At 69.2% G+C, this 20,110-nt stretch carries 15 protein-coding genes; 6 read left to right on the top strand and 9 right to left on the bottom strand.

Features of this window, described 5'->3' with window-relative positions; translation table 11 throughout:
- Positions 1-2: 2 nt before the first annotated feature.
- The 4 genes from VFV67_RS17125 to VFV67_RS17110 all read right to left on the bottom strand — a co-directional run bounded on the left by VFV67_RS17125 (position 3) and on the right by VFV67_RS17110 (position 3,520).
- Positions 3-1,190 carry an NAD(P)/FAD-dependent oxidoreductase gene (locus tag VFV67_RS17125; protein WP_326471172.1) on the bottom strand — a complete coding sequence of 396 codons (1,188 nt, stop codon included), beginning with the start codon at positions 1,188-1,190 and terminating at the stop codon, positions 3-5.
- Between the two features lie 33 nt (positions 1,191-1,223).
- The gene (locus VFV67_RS17120; protein ID WP_326471171.1) at positions 1,224-1,478 is read right to left on the bottom strand and encodes an acyl carrier protein; all 255 of its coding nucleotides are present in this window, start codon (positions 1,476-1,478) and stop codon (positions 1,224-1,226) included.
- 10 nt (positions 1,479-1,488) lie between these two features.
- On the bottom strand, positions 1,489-3,075 hold the full coding sequence (locus VFV67_RS17115; protein WP_326471170.1) for an amino acid adenylation domain-containing protein: 1,587 nt from the start codon (positions 3,073-3,075) through the stop codon (positions 1,489-1,491).
- A 229-nt stretch (positions 3,076-3,304) separates the two neighbouring features.
- Positions 3,305-3,520 carry an MbtH family protein gene (locus tag VFV67_RS17110; protein WP_326471169.1) on the bottom strand — a complete coding sequence of 72 codons (216 nt, stop codon included), beginning with the start codon at positions 3,518-3,520 and terminating at the stop codon, positions 3,305-3,307.
- Between the two features lie 1,178 nt (positions 3,521-4,698).
- On the opposite strand from VFV67_RS17110, the gene VFV67_RS17105 reads away from it, so the two are divergent.
- Positions 4,699-5,370 (top strand): DUF6292 family protein, encoded by a 672-nt coding sequence (locus tag VFV67_RS17105; protein ID WP_326471167.1) that lies wholly within the window; start codon positions 4,699-4,701, stop codon positions 5,368-5,370.
- Positions 5,371-5,405: 35 nt separating this feature from the next.
- On the opposite strand, the gene VFV67_RS17100 is transcribed toward VFV67_RS17105, so the two are convergent.
- On the bottom strand, positions 5,406-9,233 hold the full coding sequence (locus VFV67_RS17100; protein ID WP_326471166.1) for an Ig-like domain-containing protein: 3,828 nt from the start codon (positions 9,231-9,233) through the stop codon (positions 5,406-5,408).
- A 571-nt stretch (positions 9,234-9,804) separates the two neighbouring features.
- On the opposite strand from VFV67_RS17100, the gene VFV67_RS17095 reads away from it, so the two are divergent.
- Positions 9,805-10,317 (top strand): hypothetical protein, encoded by a 513-nt coding sequence (locus VFV67_RS17095; protein ID WP_326471165.1) that lies wholly within the window; start codon positions 9,805-9,807, stop codon positions 10,315-10,317.
- On the opposite strand, the gene VFV67_RS17090 is transcribed toward VFV67_RS17095, so the two are convergent.
- The 4 genes from VFV67_RS17090 to VFV67_RS17075 all read right to left on the bottom strand — a co-directional run bounded on the left by VFV67_RS17090 (position 10,304) and on the right by VFV67_RS17075 (position 13,949).
- Positions 10,304-10,609: a hypothetical protein gene (locus VFV67_RS17090; protein ID WP_326471164.1), complete on the bottom strand. Its 306-nt coding sequence runs from the start codon at positions 10,607-10,609 to the stop codon at positions 10,304-10,306. The genes VFV67_RS17095 and VFV67_RS17090 overlap by 14 nt on opposite strands.
- Positions 10,610-10,806: 197 nt before the next feature.
- Complete coding sequence (locus VFV67_RS17085; RefSeq protein ID WP_326471162.1) at positions 10,807-12,396, bottom strand: hypothetical protein; 1,590 nt, start codon at positions 12,394-12,396, stop codon at positions 10,807-10,809.
- Between the two features lie 46 nt (positions 12,397-12,442).
- On the bottom strand, positions 12,443-13,369 hold the full coding sequence (locus VFV67_RS17080; protein WP_326471161.1) for an alpha/beta fold hydrolase: 927 nt from the start codon (positions 13,367-13,369) through the stop codon (positions 12,443-12,445).
- 142 nt (positions 13,370-13,511) lie between these two features.
- Complete coding sequence (locus VFV67_RS17075; protein WP_326471160.1) at positions 13,512-13,949, bottom strand: helix-turn-helix domain-containing protein; 438 nt, start codon at positions 13,947-13,949, stop codon at positions 13,512-13,514.
- A 177-nt stretch (positions 13,950-14,126) separates the two neighbouring features.
- Between VFV67_RS17075 and VFV67_RS17070 the strand changes: the two genes are divergently transcribed.
- The 4 genes from VFV67_RS17070 to VFV67_RS17055 are packed head-to-tail and all read left to right on the top strand — an operon-like array spanning position 14,127 to position 20,099.
- Positions 14,127-16,871, top strand: a complete 2,745-nt coding sequence (locus tag VFV67_RS17070) for a cation-transporting P-type ATPase (protein WP_326471159.1) — start codon at positions 14,127-14,129, stop codon at positions 16,869-16,871.
- Between the two features lie 33 nt (positions 16,872-16,904).
- Positions 16,905-17,906 carry an ornithine carbamoyltransferase gene (gene argF / locus VFV67_RS17065; RefSeq protein WP_326471158.1) on the top strand — a complete coding sequence of 334 codons (1,002 nt, stop codon included), beginning with the start codon at positions 16,905-16,907 and terminating at the stop codon, positions 17,904-17,906.
- A gap of 2 nt (positions 17,907-17,908) precedes the next feature.
- Entirely contained in the window at positions 17,909-18,823 is a 915-nt protein-coding gene (arcC, locus tag VFV67_RS17060) for a carbamate kinase (protein WP_326471156.1), read from the top strand.
- 13 nt (positions 18,824-18,836) lie between these two features.
- A complete protein-coding gene (locus tag VFV67_RS17055) occupies positions 18,837-20,099 on the top strand; it encodes an arginine deiminase (RefSeq protein WP_326471154.1) in 1,263 nt (420 codons plus the stop codon).
- Positions 20,100-20,110: the final 11 nt, after the last annotated feature.

Here is a 20,110-nt window from a genome sequence, read left to right as displayed (position 1 = left end):
ACTCAGCTCTGGTCGAGCAGCGTCAGCAGTTCGTCGTTGTAGAAGTCGTCGATGGAGCACGCCCCGGACAGCGTCGAGAAGTACCGGTCGATCTGCTCCTGGTGTCCGACCAGCTTCCGCAGCATCTCGACCCGACCCTCGGGCTTGAGCTCGGCCACGTTGAGCGCGCCCTGGTAGTGGCTGAAGGCTTCGCCGCTCAGGTCGTTCTCGTAGCGCCGCAGCGCCCCGGTGAGCGCGGTGTCGTCGTGCAACCGCTCGCCGATGTAGCCGGTGAGCGACTGGGCCTGGACCCAGGCCTCGGTGATGCCGCGGGCGGTGATGGAGTCCTTGTGGTTCACCGCGTCACCGACCAGCACCCACCCGGGTCCGTAGGCCTTGCGGAAGAAGTTCTCCTGGTGCCCCGTGCCGTACATCTGCTCCACCCGCTGGCCGCCGGACATCCGCTCGTACAGGTCGGGGGCCGTGCTGCGGACGGCTTCGAGGTAGGCGGGTTCCACCGACTTGCGGACCGCGGGGAACTCGTCCTGCGGGAAGTAGGTCATGATCAGGTTGAGGTCGTCGCTGGTCGGCACGACGGCGACCCAGCGCCCCGGCCGCTCGTACAGCTCGAAGATCGCCGGAACCCCGGCCCAGTAGCTGTAGTAGACGCAGGTCGCCCGCGCGTGCTCGATGACCTTCGGCGCACCGACCTTGCGGGCCACCAGCGATCGCATGCCGTCCGCGCCGACCACCAACCGCGCCCGGTCGGTGGCCTCGACGCCGCCGGGCGTCGTGTATCGCACCCCGACGACGCGGTCGTCCTCGAACAGCAGATCGTTGACCGCGCAGGACTCCCGGAACTCCACACCGGCCGCGACGGCACCCTCGGCGAGGATCGGGTCGAGCACGTAGCGCCTCGGCGCGTACGTGGTCTGCTGGCCGTCCATCGGCAGGGAGAAACCCTCGATGCGAACACCGGGCGCCTGGTAGCTCTCCCGGGTGATCGGCTGGCAGCCCGTGTCGCGAACCGTGTCGAGCAGCCCCCACCTGTTGAGCAGCGCCACCCCCTGCATGTGCAGGTAGTGCGAGGACAGCGTGTCCTGTGGGAACCGCACCTTCTCCAGGAGCAGGACGCGATAACCCTGCCGCGCGAACAGCATGGCCGTCGGCGAGCCCGCACAACGGGCACCTATGACAATGACGTCGTACATGGCAACCTCTCTTGCCAAGAACCAGGCCCGGCGCTAGGGGGCGACCGCACCCAAGGATTCGATGTAGACAGAAATCGACGCCACCGTCGGGTTGAGGAACATCTGGTCCACCGGGACCTCGACGCCCAACTCCTCGATGAAAGCGCCCTGAATCCTGGCCATGATCACCGACTGGCCACCAAGGGCGTAGAAGTCGTCGTCGACCGAAATGTCGTCGCGCTGCAGTTCCCGGCACCAAATGGCGCGCACCTTATCGGCAATCATCACAGTCCTCTCGGTGGTCAGCAAGGTCCGTCGACTATGCCGCCGTGCGGCTATCGGCGTTCTGGTTCCGGTACGCATCGACCAGTGCTGCGCGGTCGACTTTTCCGTGCGGGCTCAACGGAATCCGCGGGATGTTGATGAACTTGGCCGGAACCATGTTCCGCGGCAACGTTTTCAGCAGGTGGGCGCGCACGTCGTTCTCGGCGAGATCGTCCCCGGCCGGGACGAGGTAGGCGATCAGCTCGGCGTCACCGGAGGTGGTGTACGCGACGACGACGGCGGCCTCCCGGACCTCGGTCAGCCGGCCGAGCGCACGCTCGATGTCGGTGGGATCGATGCGCATGCCCCGCACCTTCACCTGCGCGTCCATCCTGCCGGCGACGACGAGTTCTCCGGCCTCGTCGACCTTGCCGCGGTCGCCCGTGCGGTACAGCCTGCGCGGCACGCCGTCGACCTCGATCGTCGTGAACCGCTTGTTCTCGGGGCCGGTTCCGTTGAGATAACCCGCGCCGACACTCACCCCGGAAATGCAGATCTCGCCGTACTCCCCCGGCCCGACGCCGCGCAGGTTCTCATCGAGGAGGTGGATGTCGTTGTTGTAGGCCGGCCTGCCGACCGGTGCGATGTCGTGCTCACCCGGCCGGTACTCGGCGAGGTCGTAGGACGACGCGACATCCGCGCACTCGGCGACGCCGTACTGGTGCAGCAGGGTGCACGTGTTGCCCGCGCGCCGCGCCCAGTCCACGATCCGTTCGACCTTCAGCGGCTCCCCGCCGAACAGCACGTAGTCCAGCCGGGTGAGCGCGTCACCGCCACGTGCGGTCTCCCAGTCCACCAACAGATACAGCGTGCTCGAGGCGCAGTGCACCGTGCGGATCTCGTGCTCGGTCAGCATGCGGTAGGCCATCGCGGCGTCGAAGTTCCGGCTCGCCATCAGGTTCTGGGTGGCGCCGCAGAACAACGGCATCATCAGGCTGCGCTGGGAGAGGTCGAATCCGAACGCGCTGACGACCAGGTTGTTCGACCCGCGATGCAGGCCGTACTCGAGCATCAGCCAGTTCAGCAGGTTGAACCAACCCTCGTGCCGCACCGCGGTCAGCTTCGGCGTACCGGTCGACCCGGACGTGAAGACCGCGTAGCACACGTCGTCCCCGGTGACCGGGAGGTCCGGATCGGTCGCCGGTAGACCTGCCAGCTCACCGGACAGCTGCTGGAGATCGATGACCTCGACGGCCGCCGACTCGACCAGCCCGGCCGTCGCCGGGGCGGCCACGATCAGGCCCAGATCGGGGATCTGCCCCAGCAGCAGTTGGAGTCTCGCCGCCGGGTAGGCCGGGTCGAGCGGTACGTAGGCCGCGCCTGCCTTCAGGGTGCCGAGGATGGCGACGACCATGTCGAGCGAGTAGTCGAGGCAGACGCCGACCTTCGCGCCCCGGCCGTGCCCGCGCGCGGCGAGGAGGTGCGCGAACCGGTTCGCCTTCGCGTTCAGCTCCGCGTAGGTCAACCGCTGTCCGGCGCAGAAGACGGCAACCGCGTCGGGGGTGGCTTTCGCGTGCGCCTCGAACCGGTTGTGGACCACGGGCGCCGACGGCAGGGCGACCCGCTTTCCTTGAAGGATCATCAACTGACTCCGGTGTGACAGGTGTCCGGTCGGGCGAGCCGCCGGCGCACCACGGGGAACGGGGCTTGTCCGGCACTCAGGCAGGCTGGCGGGCTATCCGGACCATCCGCATCGCACGGACGTTCATGAGCAGTGCCAACGGGTGCCGCAGCATCAACTCGACGATCCACGGCGCATCGGACCCTCGGTACATCGCGATTCACTCTCCCCTTGAGGATCTGACCGGCGTTCAGTCCGCTGCCATGGCCTCCCGCAGGCTCCTCGGCCGCATGTCGGTCCAGTTCCGCTCGACGTACTCCAGGCACTCGGCCCTTGCCGCCTCGCCGAAGACCACCCGCCAGCCGGCCGGCACGTCGGCGAACACCGGCCACAGGGAGTGCTGTTCCTCGTCGTTCACCACGACGTAGAAGCGGCCGTCCTCGTCATCGAAAGGGTTCGTGCTCAACTGCCACCGTCCTTATCGGTCACGGGTTTGACTCGAGTGGAGAATTCACATCGAAATCCACCGGTGCGTTGTGGATTGGAAATCACCAAGGCCGGACGCGGACCCGTCCTGTCGACAGGACGGCCGGCATCCCCAGCGCCCCTGGATTGCCTACGCCACCGTAGAACTCGGCCGCACGACGCCACAAGGGCGGCTGATCGCCTGCCCTCCCGCCGCCCGCCCGAAGCCGGATCCCTTTGGGATTCCTTGCCAACACGGTCGAAGATGAGCCCGGTCGCATTCGGTTTTCAGACAATTACGTCCGGTCAAGACGATTGACGGCACACGCGGCTGTACAGCCCCATTCCAGCCGAACACCGGCGCGCGGCCGCGATCGCACCTGCGCGGTTCCAGGCAACGTGTGGTGGGACTGATCCCGAATTTGAGTCGTAGCCGCGGCCGACGCCGGCGCTATCCGCGCGGCGGGCCCGCGGGCGCGTTCACGCGGTGGACGGCGCGTGGCCTGAAGGAGTCGATGGTTCGCGGAACAGGTTCCGCGAAGACGGCTTGGCGTTGGTGGTGTGCTCGGGCCAGCGGGCGGACGGTTCGGTGACGGGATGGCTGAAAACCATGCGCGCGGCGGTCTGGCCGCCCTTGGTTGTGGCTGTAGTGATGGCGATACTCCTCATTCATGGTGAGCGCCAATGCCTGGTGTGACTTCCAGGATCTGGCTGGGATACGTCCCGGTGCGACATCGGCACGGGGGTGCTGGGTGGCGCAGCCGTGACCCAGCTGGGGATGCGACGACCCTACCCGGTCGCCGGGGAATCCGCCCGGAGCGTGTGATCACACTCCAGCCATATAACCGTACCGGACTCCCATTGGTTCCCCCAGGCACCGTGTGGTGGCGCAGCTCACCGTAGCGGCCGGCGGCAGCGGCCACCGGCAGGCGGGTCCCCTGGTCGGTTCACGCGGCCCCGGCGTCCGATGGGGTACGGTTGGGCTGTCGAGAGCATCTCGTATGCCGGCGGTCGAGCCGGCTTCGTTCTTGGCGCCAGGTCCGGTCGCGATCCGACTGGAGACGGGAGCGCCATCGTGCTGGGCTCACCGACCCGCACCACTCTCCGCACCGCCAGCATGGCCGGCGAGCGGCCGGCACCGGCAGCCCGGCCCCGCCAGGCCGTCCGGGTCAGCCTCCCATGAGCCGCCCAGCCGATCCCGTCGGATCCCGGCCGCCCGCGTTCGCCGAAACCCGTGCCCAAGCCGAGATCGACACTCACCTGCTGCGCGTCCGCGCCGCCCGCACCGTCGCCGGCCAAGCCCTCGACGACGAGGACCGGGCCCGCCTGCTGTCCATGCTCGGTCTCGACGACCCCCCGCAACCCTCGCGCACCCGATACCACCAAACCGCGAGCGACCCGGAGACGGTCAGCCTGCCCGAGCTCGAACGCGCACTGGCCGGCTACGTCCACGCGGTGGCAATCCACCTCGCGGTCCCCGCCGAAGCCACCGGGTTCGAGATCAGCGACACCATCACCGCCTACCTCGGCCTTCCCGACCGGCACGCCGAGTGCCCCAACCGGGACCTGATGCTGGTGTGGAACGAACGGGACGGATGGCTCGTCGCCACCGAAGCCCGCCCAACCGAAACACCCCGGGTGATCGGCTACCTCGGCGGGCACGACATCCTGCCCCACCCGTACACCGTCGCCCAGTTCGTCAACAACCTGCGCAGCGGCCTGCATCCAAGCCGGCCCCACCCGATCCACCAACGCCACACCCACCGGCGCTTGGCCATCCTGCTGAGCCGCCACCGCATGCCACCGCCCGGCCCGACGGTCACCGGCCGCCACATCGGCCCACTGCCGTAACCGCAACGGCCACGAGCACGGCGCCGGTCACGGACTCAGTCCGCGGGTCCCTGGTCCGCTTCCCCGCGCCGCCGGGCCAGCAGCCGCAGTCCGGCGCCCACCAGTAGGGCCAGCCCGGCGGCGCCGAGGATGGCCAGCCCGACCCCGGTGGCGGCCAGCGATCCGCCGTTGCCGGTGGTCGGTGCGAGCGCCGCCGGGGGCGTCGTACCGCCGGCCGGCGGTGGCGTGCTGGTCGGCGGTTGTTCGCCGAGCTGCGGGGGCGCGACGACGACGATCACGTCGCCGAACCCGCACACGTTCGGGTTGCTGATCGCGCACCGCCGGTAGGTGAACGCGTCGGTGCCGGCGAAACCCGCGTGCGGGGTGTACACCAGCGGTGCCGCGGCGCCGAGCTCGGACAGGTTTGCGGCGTCGCGCGCATCGATCCGCAGCACGCCGCCGCCCGTGACGGTGCCGTTGGCCGGCGGGGTGGTGACCTCCGGCGGGGTGGCCTCGCCGAAGTCGTTGTCCTCAACGGAAATCACGACCGGCTCCGGCCCCCTAGTGCCCGTGACGTCGCTCTTCACCAGCGGTACGACCAGCACCGTGACCGGTGCGTGGGCGCAGATCGGCGGATTGGCCGCGGTGCAGGCCGAGTAGTTGAAGGAGTCGACACCGGCGAACGGTCCGGCCGGGCTGTAGGTGACGGTGCCGGCCGAGGCGATGGCGACGGTTCCGTTGGTCGGAGCGGTACGGATCGTGACCGCGGTGTCCGGCCCGACGAGATCGTTGGCCAGCACGTTCTTGTCGACCGACCGGCCGGAGTTGGTGGCCGCGCCGTCCTCGACCGCGACCAGCAGGACGGCGACCCGCACCTCCGCGGTGTCGCAGACCGTCGGCGCCGACGTCGCGCATACCCGGTAGGTGAACGAGTCCCGCCCGGCGAAGTTCGGGTCCGGGGTGTAGCGGACGAAGCCGGCCGCCACCTCCGCGACGGCATGGGCGGGCGGCACGGTGATCGTGACCGGACCGACGTCACCGCGATCGTTCGCCCCCACCGGGATGTCCACCCAGCCGCCGACGTCGACCGTCGCCCCGTCCGGCATGACCAGCGGGCGCACCGTGACCGGCACGTCGACGCTCGTGCACGCCGGTGTCGAGTCGTCGTCGCAGACGGTGACTCGGAACACGTCCGTCCCGGCGAAGTTCGCGGCCGGGGTGTAGGTGACGATCCCTTCCGGGTTGATGGTCGCCGTCCCATGGGACGGACCGGGGGCGATGGTGACGGTCAGGACCTGCCCGACGTCCGGGTCGTAGTACATCAGGTGCTCGCTGACCGGCCGGTCGGTGACCGTTTCGAGTTCGAGCGTCTGCACGACCGGGGGCCGGTTCGGTTGGGCGCCAACGGTGACGGCGACCGGGCCGTGCACGCACACCGTGGCGGCGGTGGCCGCGCACACCTCGTACTCGAAGAGGTCCAGGCCGGTGAAGCCGGGGTTCGGGGTGTAGGTGACCGTCTGGTTCGGCTGCACCACGGCCGTACCCGAGCCGGGGTCGGTCACGATCCTGGGTGCGCCGATGGTGCCGAGATCGTTGGCCGTGACCGGGATGCTCACCGCAACGTCCACATCGGTCTGAGCCGTGTCGGCCCGGACGACCGGGTTCACGGTCACGGTGACGGTGGCGTCGTCGCAGAAGGCGGTCCGGTCGGCCTCGCAGGCCTCGACCGTGAAGGAGTCGACCCCGGCGAACCCGGTGTTGGGCGTGTAGCTGAACGAGCCGTTCGGAAACACGTCCGCTACGCCGTGCACCGGCGGGGTGTGCAGCACGACGTTGACCGGCTCGCCGACTTCCGGTTCGTATACCGGCACGGTCGCGGTGACCATGGTGTTCACCACCGTGGTCACGGCGACATCGTCGGCGACCGGCGGCTCGTCCGGCGGGGCGTCCACGAACACCGTCACCGTGGCGGTTCCGCAGATGGAGGTGTCCGAGGAGGCGCAGGTCTTGTAGTCGAACTCGGCGACACCGATGAACCCGGCCGGCGGCGTGTAGACGATCTCGGTCCCGTCCACCACGGCGGTGCCCTGGGTCGGCGGGCTCAGCACGGACGGCGCGGTGGTCTCGCCGATGTCGTTGTGCAGCACGTCGATCCGGACCGGCGCGTCGATCACGCTGTAGGCGGTGTCCGGCACGGCCAGCGGTGCGACGACGATGGTCAACGTTCCCTCGTCGCACAGCACCGGACTGCCGTTGTCGCAGACGACCACGGTGAAGTCGTCCGACCCGGTGAACCCGAACCGCGGGGTGTAGTAGAACACCCCGGACGGGTTGAGTGTCACGAATCCGTTGCGGGGCGCCTGGTTCAGCGCGACCAGGTGGTTCTGCTGGGTGTCCGGGTCGGCGAAGGCGACGCTGCCGGCGGTGGGGAACGCGGAGATGGTGTCGAACGTGTTGTCCTCGACCACCGGCGGCTGGTTGACCGGCGTTCCGGGCTGGATCTCGGTGCTCAACTGCTGGACCTCGGTCGACCCGTCGTTGTTGCCCGGGTTCGGGTCGGCGGTGCTCGCCGTCGCCGTGGCCCTGTTCAGCAGGGTTCCGGTATCCGGCACCGTCCCGCTCACGGTGAAGGTCCTGCTGCTGCCCGCGGGCAGCTCGGTCAGCGTCCACCGGGCCGTCGGACCGGGCTCGAGGGTGCCGTCGGGAGCTTCCAGCGCGGTCAGCGCCGCCGGCAGGAAGTCGGTGATGACCAGGCTGCTCGCCGAATCCGGGCCGTTGTTGGCGATGATGAGCGTGTAGGTGATCCGGGTACCCGCGGCGATCACGGCCGGACCGACCTTGGCCACGGTGACATCGGCCACCGGATCTCCGCTCGGCACACAGTCGCCCGGCAGGCTGTTGGCGGTCAGCACGGCCACACTGCCCGTGACGACGTTGGCGACGGTGCCGGACTGGAGATCGAAGATGGCCGGCGGTGCCGGCGGGGTCAACTCGTCCACGACGACCGGCTCGGCGGCGCTCGCCCCGGCGAAGACGCCAAAGGTGCGGGTGAACCCGGAGAAGTGGTACCTGCCGAACCCGAACACCGCGCCTTCGTTGTGCAGCGCGGCGGAAGCGGTCACGCCGGTCGGGGTCTGGGTGTACTTCCCGTAGACGCGCAGGGTGCCGGTCGGGGCCTGGATCAGACCGTGATTGATGATGGTGCTGCTGCTGGTCACGATGACGTCATCGTCGGGGGCGGTGATCATGCACGAGTTCGTCACCGTGGACCCGAAGGTGAACTCCACCGGTCCGTCGAGGCTGATGATTCGGCCGGTGTTGAACAGCGGCCCCTCGAGCTCGAAACCGCCGCGGGCGGTCAGGTCGCCGGAGTTGACCACGGTGGCGCCGTTGCTGGTCTCGATCCCGCTGTCGAGCGTGCCGGCGTTGGTGGTGAGCGAGCCGGACAACAGCAGCAGTTGGCCCCCGGTCAGGCTGGCGCCGGCGACGACCTCGACCGACGACGAGCCGAGCAGGATCGTCTTGTTGATCACCACGGTGCCGGCGACGAAGAGCGCGAACCCCGATCTCGACGTGAACGACGGAAACCTGGCGGTCCCCTGGACGACCAGGCCGCCCGCCGGCTGACGGACGGCATTCGGGTTGAGGTTGGCGTCCGCCGCGACACACAGTGTGCCCCCGCTTTCGAGCAGGTCGATCGGGCCGGTGAAGGTCCCCCCGGTGAGCAGCACGACCTCGCCCGCCGCCACCCTGATCGTGCGGACGCCGCCGCCCGACTCGATGTCGTCCGGCGTGGCGCAGGCCGCCGGATCGACCGCCGCCCGCGCCGGCCGTGCCGCGTGGTACGCGCCTCCGGCGACCATCAGCAGCAGGAGTCCCGCCACGATCCCGCTCGACCATCGCCTGTTCTCACTGGCCCTGCGTGCACTCATGATGATGCCCGGAATCCAATTCGACGCAGCCGAAACCGAACCCCAGACCCCGCGAATAATCCCACGTGTTAGATTTCCGTAAAGCTAATCGTCGAAGTCTAAGCGTGTTCCCGCCGCCCTCGCAACCCGTCACGGGGCGCAATACCTCCACCCCAACGAATTACCACTATGGCCTCGATCGGGCCCCATTCAGCTACGCTAAGTCGCCGAAATCCCAGCTCAGGCCGCATCTCCCGAACGGATACGGCACCGGCGACGGACATTCATGCCAAGGGCCATGCGGCCCGAAGTTCGGATACTCACCCATTGCCGATCGGATTGGCGCGCATCATCGGTCCGGTGAAATAGACCATCACGCTGCCGTCATCCGGATGGCACACCGGTGCGCCACGGATGACAACCCGGCCATGCCGGCGTATCGGCCGGAGCCGGGCGCGGCCCCGGCCCGCCGCGAACGTTGCCGGACCAGGACCCACCCCGTTCGGGTGCCGAACCAGAAGCCGTGTTCCTCGAGAATGGCGCCGTGACCCACCCGCAGAAGCACCACCATCACCGGGTGATGGGGCTGGATCCGGAGCGAGCCATCTACGGCACCGTGGTCCTCATGTCGGTCCTGGCCGTCTACACCGGCTGGGAGGGTCACCCGCACTTCTTGGGAATCGCCGTCGTGATCGTCCTGCCCACGCTGGCGCTCATGCTGGCGCATCTGTTCGCCGGGTCGATGACCAGGCACATGGCCGTGAGGCGCGCGCTGACCCGGCCCGAATGGCGTCAGCTGCTGCGCGACGACGCCGAGTTCCTCCTGGTGGCCATCCCGCCGATCACCGCGCTCGGGATCAGCTGGCTGAGCCCGCTGGACGTGTTCGACACCATCGGCGTGATCCTCGGCCTTGGCACCCTCAACCTGGCCGGCTGGGGGTTCTACGCCGGCTACCGGGCCGGCATGACCGGCTGGCGGCTGTTCGCCTCGGCGCTTGCCGGCGGGGGCATCGGGGTGCTCGTGATCGCGATCCAGATCGTGTTCAAACCGCACTGAGCCGATCGCCCGGGTCCAGTGCAGGAGGCGGTCGACCACGGTGAGGGTGGCCGCCGCGGGGTTCTCTCTGGCCCAGCCGGGCGGGCAGCTGCTTGGCGGCGTCGCGGTGGGTGGCGGTGGTGCGGATCGTGCTGATGGCGGTGGCGAGCTTGGCGGGGGTGAGGGTGCGGCGGGACAGCGGGGGCGGGCTGGCGCCGAGGGCGTGCAGCCGGCAGGCCCAGAAGGGTTGGTTGCCGCCGGGCTCGGGGATGGTGACGGAGGGAAGTCCGGCGCGCAGGCTTCGGGTCGGCAACGGGCGGAACTCACCGGAGCCTGACCGGCCCGCAGGATGGCCTCCAGATCCAGCTTCGCCAGTTCGCCAAGCAGCTCGGGTTCCAGCTCCAGCTGGTCCAGCCGGCCACCGGTCGGCGACCGGCAGCTCAGCCCGCTCGGTGAACGTTCGCAACGGCGCACCCCGATCGGGCGCCGAGCGTCGGTTGGACGGGTCGATCAGGCGCCGATCCGCCCGATGCCGACTCCGGCCCGCACCAGCGCCGGGACGTTGGCCGTCGGATCGAGGGTGTAGGCGTAGGAGTTGCGGGGCTCGGCCACGCCGCCGGCGACCTCACAGGCGCCGGAGCCGGTGAAGATGTTGTTGCGCTGCACCAGCCGGCCCGGACCGGACTCGGCGTAGCCGCTGGCCGAGAAGCACGGGAACGGCACGTTCTCGAAGTAGTTGCCCTCGAGGAGAACCCCACCGTTCATTGTGGACGCGACGCCGTACAGCTCGTTGCCGCGGAAGTAGTTGTTGAACACGTGCACGGGCTCGCCGAACCGCACCCGCGGGTGCCGCTGCCGGGAACCGTCGAAGAAGTTGTGGTGGATGGTGACCGTGAGGTGGCCGGTGTCCTCGCCGGAGTTGCTGTCCGAGTGGCCGATCAGCATGGTCTTGTCGGTCTGGTTGAACCAGTTCCAGGACACGGTCACGTACTCGGCGCCGCGGACGATGTCGATGGAACCGTCGACCGGGGTGACGAACTCGTTGTGGTCGATCCAGATGTGGTGCGAGTTCTGGCCGACGTTGACCGCGTCGTCCTCGGCGTTGGTGAACTTGAGGTTGCGCACGATCACGTTGAACGAGCGGTAGAAGTCCAGCCCGCCACCGTTGATCACGCCCGACGTGCCCACCCCGACGATGGTCTTGTTCGGGCGCACGCCCTGCTTGCTGGTGATGTTCATCGTTCCCTGCACCCGGATCACCAGCGGGCCGACGGTGTCGATGTAGTCGAGGAACTGCTCGGAGGTGGTGGCGGTGACCACCGGTCCCCCGGCGCCGCCGGTCACGCCGTTCTGGCCGAGCGCGTTGACGCCGGCCCACCCGATCGGCGAGCCGGCCGGCGGCTGCTGGGGCGGAGTGCCGGTCGTGGTCGTTGTCGTGGTCGTGGGGGTCGGGCCCGAGGTGCCGCCGTCCACCAGGATGTCGTCGAACACCGCGCTCGCGTTGAAGGTCGCCACCCCGACCTGACCGGCGCCGTACTGGGTGTCGGAGGCCGACAGCGGCGTGCCGCCGTTCACCGAGCCGCGCAGCGTCGACCCGGACACCTCGAGGCGCAGCGTGTACCAGGTGCCGACGGACACCGGCACCTGCGCCGAGGCCAGCGTCTGCGCCGTGCCGCCGACCAGTTTCTTCAGCTCGACGACGTTGGAGCTGCGCAGCGCCAGGTAGTAGTAGTTGGTCGCGTTCTGCGCCCGGGCGAGCAGCGCGACGAACCGGTTCGACCCGTTGAAGGCGGTCGGTTTGACCCGCGTGGTCACCGTGTAGTTCGTCCAGGACGCCTGGCCGGCCCTGGCCCTGGCGTCGGAACTGGTGCCGGTCTGCTGGTAGACCCGGGAGCCGTCGGTGTCCACCGTCCAGGAACCGCCGCTGGTGGTCCAGCCGCCGGCGTTGCCGTCCTCGAAGTCGTCGCTGAACAGCGTCGCGGCCCGGGCGACCGGAGCCGGTGCGAGCAACGCGAAGATCGCCGTTCCGGCCGCCACCAGTACGGCGAGCACCGGGCCGATCCGCCGGAACATGGTTGGCGCGGGACGGGTTTCGGGCATGGCGAACCTCCCGTGTGGACATACGGGTTCACACCTGACAGTCAGGCTAGGGATGCCGCCGTGGACAATCACGCACATCGCGTGGATTTTGGAGCAGGAACTCGAGGATCGGTTGGGCCTGGCCGGCCGGGAAATGCCCGACACCGGGCAGCAGGCGCACCGTGGCGTGCGGGACGGTGCGGGCCAGCCGGCGGCGGGTGTCGCGCGAGTCGAGCGCGGCGTCCCGCTCGCCGGCGATGACCAGCACCGGCATGGTCAGCCGGCGCAGGGTGCCGTCGTCGAACACCGGCAGCCGCTCCCTTCGGGGCCGGAAGTGCCGCTGGACCAGCAGCATGTGGTCGAGAAAACGCCGCACACCGGAGGCGGGCAGACCGCGCGGCGGGCGGCCGAGGTAGAGCCGCATGGCCGCGCGCTTTCCCCACCGCCCGAACGGCATCAGCAGCAGGACCGGGATCAGCACGGCCCATTTCTGCCGGCCGATGCCGCCCGGGCAAAGCAGGACGAGCCGGTCCACCCGCTCCGGGCGACGGGTGGCGTAGTCGACGGCCAGCCAGCCGCCGAGCGAGGCGCCCACGATCGACGCCCGGTCGAGCCCCAGCCCGGCAAGCACGTCGTCCAGCCAGCCGGCGTAGGCGTCCGAGCCGAGCGGCGGCCGGGCCGGCGCGCTGCGGCCCGGCTCGCCGATGACGTCGACGGCGTACACCCGGAACCGGCCGGCCCAGGTGGGCACGTCCCCCTGCCACATGGCGGCGTTGGTGCCGGAGCCGTGCAGCAGCAGCACCGGCGGCGCGTCCGGCGGGCCGCTGGCAACCACGAAGGTCTCCCCCGCCCGGCTCGGGACCCGCAGCCGCTCGTGCGGTACCGGCCAGGCGTCCAGCAGCGCGCCGTAGCGCTCGTCGAGCAGCCGCGCACCCGCCGCCGAGTTGTAGATCACGGCAGTGCTGAATGGTTCGCTCCCGCTCACAGTGTCCATGGTTCGCTCCCGCTCGGCCGCTGCTGGCACCGGCTTCCCTCGTCCGCTGCTCGCCGCTCGTCCCTCACGGCTGCGCTGCTCCTCGGTCCAGCCGGCGCCGCGGCCTCGCTCCCGCTCACAGTGCCCAACGGTTCGCTCCCGCTCACGAGCCGTCCTCCAGCAGCGAGCCGACCAGCCGGAGAAGTTCGGCGGTGTCCTCCGGCCCGCCGACGATGACGATCTTCAGGCTGGCCCGCTCCTCGTCGTAGATCGTCTGGATCCGGATCCGCTCGCCGGTGCCGGCCCGGCCGTTCACCGAGGCGAGGAGCAGCGTGCTGAGCCGGCTCATGGTGTTCTGGTCGATCGCGTCGATCTGCACGATCGTCGTCGCCTCGACGCGCCGGACCCGGCCGGCGGTCTCCCGGGCCGGGGCCGCAACCGGTCCGCCGGTCAGCGCCTCCAGGTCGGCACGGGCGATCCGGTACTGCTTGCCGATCCGGACCGCCTTGAGCCGCCCGTCCCGCACGTAACCACGCACGGTCTTGACGTGCAGGCCGAGCAGGTCGGCGACCTGCTCGACCGAGTACAGTTGCTCATTCATTCCCTATCCTTCCTCAATGCTCCTCAACATACCTTATTTTGAGGGTTTATAGAGAGTTTTAGGGATAGAGGTCGCGCTGCGGGAGGTCGGCAAGGAACTCACCCCGCTCGGGTGAAGGCCAGCGGGTGATCGCCGGTCATATTCCCCATCACTGCCGGCATCGCGGAAAGAGGGCCCATGGACCAGCAAGTGCGCGAGGTGACCGGCTGGCACGCCCGTGCGGCTTCCGAAGTGGCCGAGTCCCTCGGGGTTGATCCGGAGCAGGGGCTGAGCGCGGCCGAGGCGCGCAAGCGGCTGGAGTCGGGAGGACCGAACCGGCTGGCCGGCGGGAAGAAGGAGAGCGCCATCGCGGCGTTCGTCCGGCAGTACCGGGACTTCATGCAGATCGTGCTGCTGGTCGCGGCGGTGGTGAACCTGGTGGTCACCGGGGATGTCGGGACCACGCTGGTGCTGGCCGGCCTGACCGTCTTCAACGCGGTGGTCGGGCTGCGGCAGGAGGCCAAGGCGGAGGAGAGCGTCCGCGCGCTGGCCCAGATGCTCAAGACCGTGGCCCGGGTGCGGCGCGACGGGATCGCGGTGGAGGTCGACGCCGAGGAACTGGTGCCCGGCGACGTCGTGCTGATGGAGGCGGGCAACCGCGTTCCGGCCGACGGGCGGATCTTCGTGGCGGCCACCCTTGAGATCGAGGAGGCCGCGCTCACCGGGGAGAGCCTGCCGGTCGGCAAGTCCACCGAGCCGGTCACCGGCGCCGACGTGCCCCTCGGCGACCGGACCGACATGGCGTTCATGAACACCGCGGTCACCCGCGGCCGGGGCGAGATGATCGTGACCGGCACCGGGATGGACACCGAGATCGGTCACATCGCGCACCTGCTGGCGTCCACCACGGCGGACAAGACGCCGCTGCAGAAGCAGTTGGACAGCCTGTCGAAGATCATCGCGACGATCGCGGCGATCGCGCTGATCCTGGTCGTGCTGCTCGGACTGCTCCGCGGGGAGTCGTTCGACACGCTGTTCATCACCGGCGTTGCGCTGGCCGTGGCGGCCATCCCGACCGGCCTGCCCGCCGTGGTGACCGCGCTGCTGTCCCTCGGCACCCGGGAGATCGCCCGGCGCAACGCGATCATCAAGCGCCTGCCCGCGGTGGAGACGCTCGGCTCCACCTCGATGATCTGCTCGGACAAGACCGGCACGCTCACGCTGAACAAGATGACCGCCCGCGAGCTGGTCATCCCCGGGCAGAACCGGTTCACCGTCACCGGCGAGGGATACCGGACCACCGGCGAGATCAAGCACGTCGGCGGCGGGGATCTGGACCTCGACCCGTACCTGCTGCCGATGATCCTGTGCGCGGACGCGGTGCTGGACGGCGAGAACCTGATCGGCGACCCGACCGAGGGCGCGCTGATCGTGCTGGCGGCCAAGAACGGGCTGGACATCGAGGAGACCCGGCACAGCTACCCGCGGGTGGCCGAGGTTCCGTTCGACTCCGACTACAAGTTCATGGCCACGTACCACCGGATGACCGACTCGCAGGGGAGGGCGGTCATCCGGTGCTACGTCAAGGGAGCGCCGGACGTGCTGATCGCCCGCAGCCGCTCCTACCGCAAGCCGGACGGCACCGTGCTGTCGATCACCGAGGAGAACCGGACCCTGGCCATCGCCGCGAACGACCGGATCGCGGCGGCCGGGGAGCGGGTCATGGTGGTGGCGGAACGGGACTTCGACCCCAGCACGTTCGACCCGGACGCCGAGCTGATCGGGCAGGTGCAGGACCTGACCCTGCTGGCCATGGTGGGCATCGTGGACCCGCCGCGCCCGGAGGCGAAGGCGGCGATCGCGGAGTGCAAGTCCGCCGGCATCCGGGTCCGGATGATCACCGGGGACCACGCGACCACCGCCGCGGCCATCGCAGGCGAGCTGGGCATCGAGGGACGGGCGATCACCGGCACCCAGTTCGCGTCGATGAGCGACGACGAGCTGCTCGCCCAGCTCCCGCAGATCGGTGTGATCGCCCGGGTGGCACCGGAGGACAAGCTGCGCCTGGTGCGGCTGCTCAAGCAGAGCGGCGCGGTGGTGGCCATGACCGGCGACGGGGTCAACGACGCCCCGGCGCTCAAGGCCGCGGACATCGGTGTGGCGATGGGGATCACCGGCACCGAGGTCTCCAAGGAGGCCGCGGTCATGATCCTCACCGACGACAACTTCGCCACCATCGTCGGCGCGGTCGCCTACGGCCGGGGGCTCTACGACAACCTGTTGAAGTACCTGCGGTTCCAGATGTCCACGCTGGTCGCCTACATCGCCATCTTCCTCGGCGCCGGGGTGCTTGGCATCGCAGGCGGGATCCCGCTCAACCCACTGCAGATCCTGTGGCTGAACATGGTGATCGACATTCCGATCGCGATCGCGCTCGGTTTCGACGACGCCACCCCGGGTTTGATGCGCCGGCAGCCACGCCCGGTCAGCGCACCCGTGCTGTCCGCGGCGAACTGGGTCCGGTTGTGCATTCAGGGCGCGCTGATGACGGTCGGATCCCTTGTGGCGTACCAGATCGGGGACGCGCAGGGCGGACCGGTGGTCGGCGCGACGGCGCTGCTGACCACGCTGTCGCTGTTCCACCTGCTGGCCGGGCTGCTCTCCCGCGACCAGTACAACACCATCTTCGACCGGAACAGCATCCCGGCCGTAACCCAGCTGCGCCGCTACGGCCTTGCGCTGCTGTTCATCATCCTGGCCACCACGTTCCAACCGATCGAGCGGCTGCTCGGCACCACCGAGCTGAACCTCGGACTCTGGTCGAGCTGCATCGGCCTGGCCCTGAGCCTGCTGCTGGTCGAGGAACTGATCAAGGTCGCGGTCCGCCACCACGACCGCCGAGTGGTGACCCCCCGGCCCGGACTGCGGGCATCGCCGGCCTGACCCCACATTCCCCAGCCCCAGAGAGGACCCGGCATGGCGTTCAACCTTCGCAACCGCAGCTTCCTGAAGGAGCTCGACTTCACCCCGGACGAACTGCGCTACCTACTGCGCCTGTCCGCCGACCTGAAGGCCGCCAAGTACGGCGGCTACGAGCAGCCCCGGTTGCGCGGCAAGGAGATCGCGCTCATCTTCGAGAAGACGTCCACCCGAACCCGTACCGCGTTCGAGACCGCCGCGCACGACCAGGGCGCGACGGTGACCTACCTGGAGCCGACCGGATCCCAGATCGGGCACAAGGAGTCCATGAAGGACACCGCCCGGGTGCTCGGCCGGACCTTCGACGGCATCGAGTACCGCGGCTACGGCCAGGACCGGGTGGAGACCCTGGCCGAGTTCGCCGGAGTCCCGGTGTGGAACGGGCTCACCGACGAGTTCCACCCCACCCAGATCCTGGCCGACATGCTGACCATGCAGGAGCACTCGACCAAGCCGCTGCCCGAGATCGCCTTCTGCTACCTCGGTGACGCGCGCAACAACATGGGCAACTCACTCATGGTGGGTGGTTGCAAGTTCGGCATGGATGTGCGCCTGTGCGCGCCGAAGCACCTGTGGCCCGCCGAGGAACTGGTCAAGACCTGCCGGGACATCGCCGTGGAGACCGGTGCGCGGCTCACCCTGACCGACGACGTGGACGAGGGCGTCAACGGGGTGGACTACCTCTACACCGACGTGTGGGTGTCCATGGGCGAGGACAAGTCGGTCTGGGAGGAACGGATCAACCTGCTCAAGCCGTACCAGGTCAACGCCGAGCTGATCCGCCGGACCGGGAACCCCGGGGTGTGCTTCATGCACTGCCTGCCGGCGTTCCACAACCGCGAGACCACGCTTGGTGAGCAGATCTACCAGAAGTTCGGCCTTGACGGGCTGGAGGTCACCGACGACGTGTTCGAGTCGCCGAACTCGATCGTCTTCGACCAGGCCGAGAACCGGCTGCACACGATCAAGGCGGTCCTGGTCGCCACCCTCGGTGATTGACGATGAGAGTCGTCATCGCGTTGGGCGGCAACGCATTGCTCCGGCGCGGCGAGCCGATGACGGCCGAGGCGCAGCGCGGCAACGTGCGCTCGGCGGCGCCGATGCTCGCGTCGGTGGCCCGCGAGCACCAGTTGGTGCTGACCCACGGCAACGGGCCGCAGGTCGGTCTCCTTGCCCTGCAGGGCGCGGCCTACTCGGAGACCGAGACGTTCCCGCTCGACGTCCTCGGCGCGCAGACCGAAGGCATGATCGGGTACGTGGTCGAGCAGGAGCTCGGCAACCTGCTGCCGGCCGAGGTGCCGCTCGCCACGATCCTCACGATGATCGAGGTCGATCCCGCGGACCCGGCGTTCGACAACCCCACGAAGTTCGTCGGACCGGTGTACGACAAGGAAAAGGCCGATGCGATGGCCGCCGAGAAGGGCTGGGTGTTCAAGGCGGACGGGCCGCACTGGCGGCGGGTGGTGCCCTCGCCGGAGCCACGGCGCATCTTCGAGATCCGGCCGATCCGCTGGCTGCTGGACAAGGACGTCGTCGTGATCTGCGCCGGCGGCGGTGGCGTGCCGACGATGTACCCGCCGGGCGAACGGAAGCTGGTCGGCGTCGAGGCCGTGATCGACAAGGACCTGGCCGGTGAGCTGTTGGCCCGCGAGGTGGGCGCCGAACTGTTCGTCATGGCCACCGACGTCGACGGGGTGTACCAGGACTGGGGCACCGACCGGCAGCGCCGGATCGCGCGGGCCACGACGGAGGAACTGGGCGGGACCGCGTTCGCGGCCGGCTCCATGGGTCCCAAGGTTGCCGCCGCCGTCCGGTTCGCCGAGCGGACCGGGAACCGCGCGGCGATCGGCAGCCTCGCCGAGATCGAGGCGATTGTGAACGGCGAAGCGGGGACCCAGGTGGTCACCGCCCGATGAATCGGGGAAAGCCATGCAGACATGGGGAGTTCATTCCGAGGTAGGCAAGCTGCGCAAGGTCATGGTGCACCGGCCGGACCTGAGCCTGCGCCGGCTGACCCCGACCACACACGACGACCTGCTGTTCGACGACGTGCTCTGGGTGGAGCGCGCCCAGTACGAGCACGACCAGTTCGTCGCCCGGATGCGGGAGCGCGGCGTGGAGGTGTTCCATCTGCACGAGTTGCTCGGTGAGGCGCTCGCGGCCAGCGACGCGGGACGGCTGCGGCTGATCGAGCTGGCCGCGTCCGAGTACACGGTCGGACTGTCCCTTGTGGACGAGGTCCGCGCGATGCTGTCCGGGCTCAAACCGCAGGACCTGGCCACCCATCTGATCGGCGGCATGACGGTCGCCGAGGCGGGTCTGGACCTCGACCTGTTCCGGGACACCTCGCTGCCCGCCGCGGCGCTGGACGACACCAGCGCGTTCGTGCTGCCGCCGCTGCCCAACACGCTGTTCACCCGGGACTCGTCGTGCTGGATCTACGGTGGCGTGACGGTCAACCCGATGTACTGGCCGGCCCGCCGGCTGGAGGCCTACAACGTGGCCGCGATCTACCGGGCGCACCCGATGTTCGCCGGTACCGACTTCCACTACTGGTATCCGGAGCTCGGTGACGACGGGCGGTTCCACGTCGCCGACTTCGGCCGCTCGTCGATGGAGGGCGGCGACGTCCAGCCGATCGGCAACGGCACGGTGCTGATCGGGCTGAGCGAGCGCACCCAGGCCCGGATGATCGAGCAGGTGGCCCGCGCGCTGTTCGAGCAGGGCGCGGCGGAGCGGGTGATCGCGGTGGTGATGACCAAGGACCGCGCGCACATGCACCTCGACACCGTATTCACCATGCTCGACCAGGAGACGGTCACGTTGTATCCCAAGGTGATCGACGAGGTGCGGGCGATCAGCCTGCGGCCGGGCTCGACCCGGAACAAGTTCCACATCACGGTCGAGGACGGGTTCCTGCCGGCGGTCGCCGACGCGCTCGGCGTACCGAAGCTGCGTGTGGTGGAGACCGGCGGCGACCGCTACGAGCAGGAACGCGAACAGTGGGACGACGGCAACAACGTCGTCGCGCTCGAGCCGGGTGTGGTGGTCGCCTACGAACGAAACACCCACACCATCGCCAAGATGCGCGAAGCCGGCATCGAGGTGATCACGATCGAGGGATTCGAGCTGGGCAAGGGACGCGGCGGTGGGCACTGCATGACCTGCCCGCTGCTGCGCGATCCGATCTAGGCGGTGGGTTC

The sequence above is a fragment of the Actinophytocola sp. genome (assembly GCF_035762905.1).
GTDB lineage: Bacteria > Actinomycetota > Actinomycetes > Mycobacteriales > Pseudonocardiaceae > DASYTH01.
Note: the sequence above shows the minus strand (reverse complement) of the source record. Positions and strands in the feature narration are given on the sequence as shown.

Excerpts from the sequence above, each read along its gene's own strand:
- VFV67_RS17115 (WP_326471170.1), bottom strand. The coding sequence starts at position 3,075 with ATGATCCTTCAAGGAAAGCGGGTCGCCCTGCCGTCGGCGCCCGTGGTC.
- VFV67_RS17125 (WP_326471172.1), bottom strand. The coding sequence starts at position 1,190 with ATGTACGACGTCATTGTCATAGGTGCCCGTTGTGCGGGCTCGCCGACG.
- VFV67_RS17070 (WP_326471159.1), top strand. The coding sequence starts at position 14,127 with ATGGACCAGCAAGTGCGCGAGGTGACCGGCTGGCACGCCCGTGCGGCT.
- VFV67_RS17075 (WP_326471160.1), bottom strand. The coding sequence starts at position 13,949 with ATGAATGAGCAACTGTACTCGGTCGAGCAGGTCGCCGACCTGCTCGGC.
- VFV67_RS17085 (WP_326471162.1), bottom strand. The coding sequence starts at position 12,396 with ATGCCCGAAACCCGTCCCGCGCCAACCATGTTCCGGCGGATCGGCCCG.
- VFV67_RS17055 (WP_326471154.1), top strand. The coding sequence starts at position 18,837 with ATGCAGACATGGGGAGTTCATTCCGAGGTAGGCAAGCTGCGCAAGGTC.
- arcC (WP_326471156.1), top strand. The coding sequence starts at position 17,909 with ATGAGAGTCGTCATCGCGTTGGGCGGCAACGCATTGCTCCGGCGCGGC.
- VFV67_RS17080 (WP_326471161.1), bottom strand. The coding sequence starts at position 13,369 with ATGGACACTGTGAGCGGGAGCGAACCATTCAGCACTGCCGTGATCTAC.
- VFV67_RS17105 (WP_326471167.1), top strand. The coding sequence starts at position 4,699 with ATGAGCCGCCCAGCCGATCCCGTCGGATCCCGGCCGCCCGCGTTCGCC.
- argF (WP_326471158.1), top strand. The coding sequence starts at position 16,905 with ATGGCGTTCAACCTTCGCAACCGCAGCTTCCTGAAGGAGCTCGACTTC.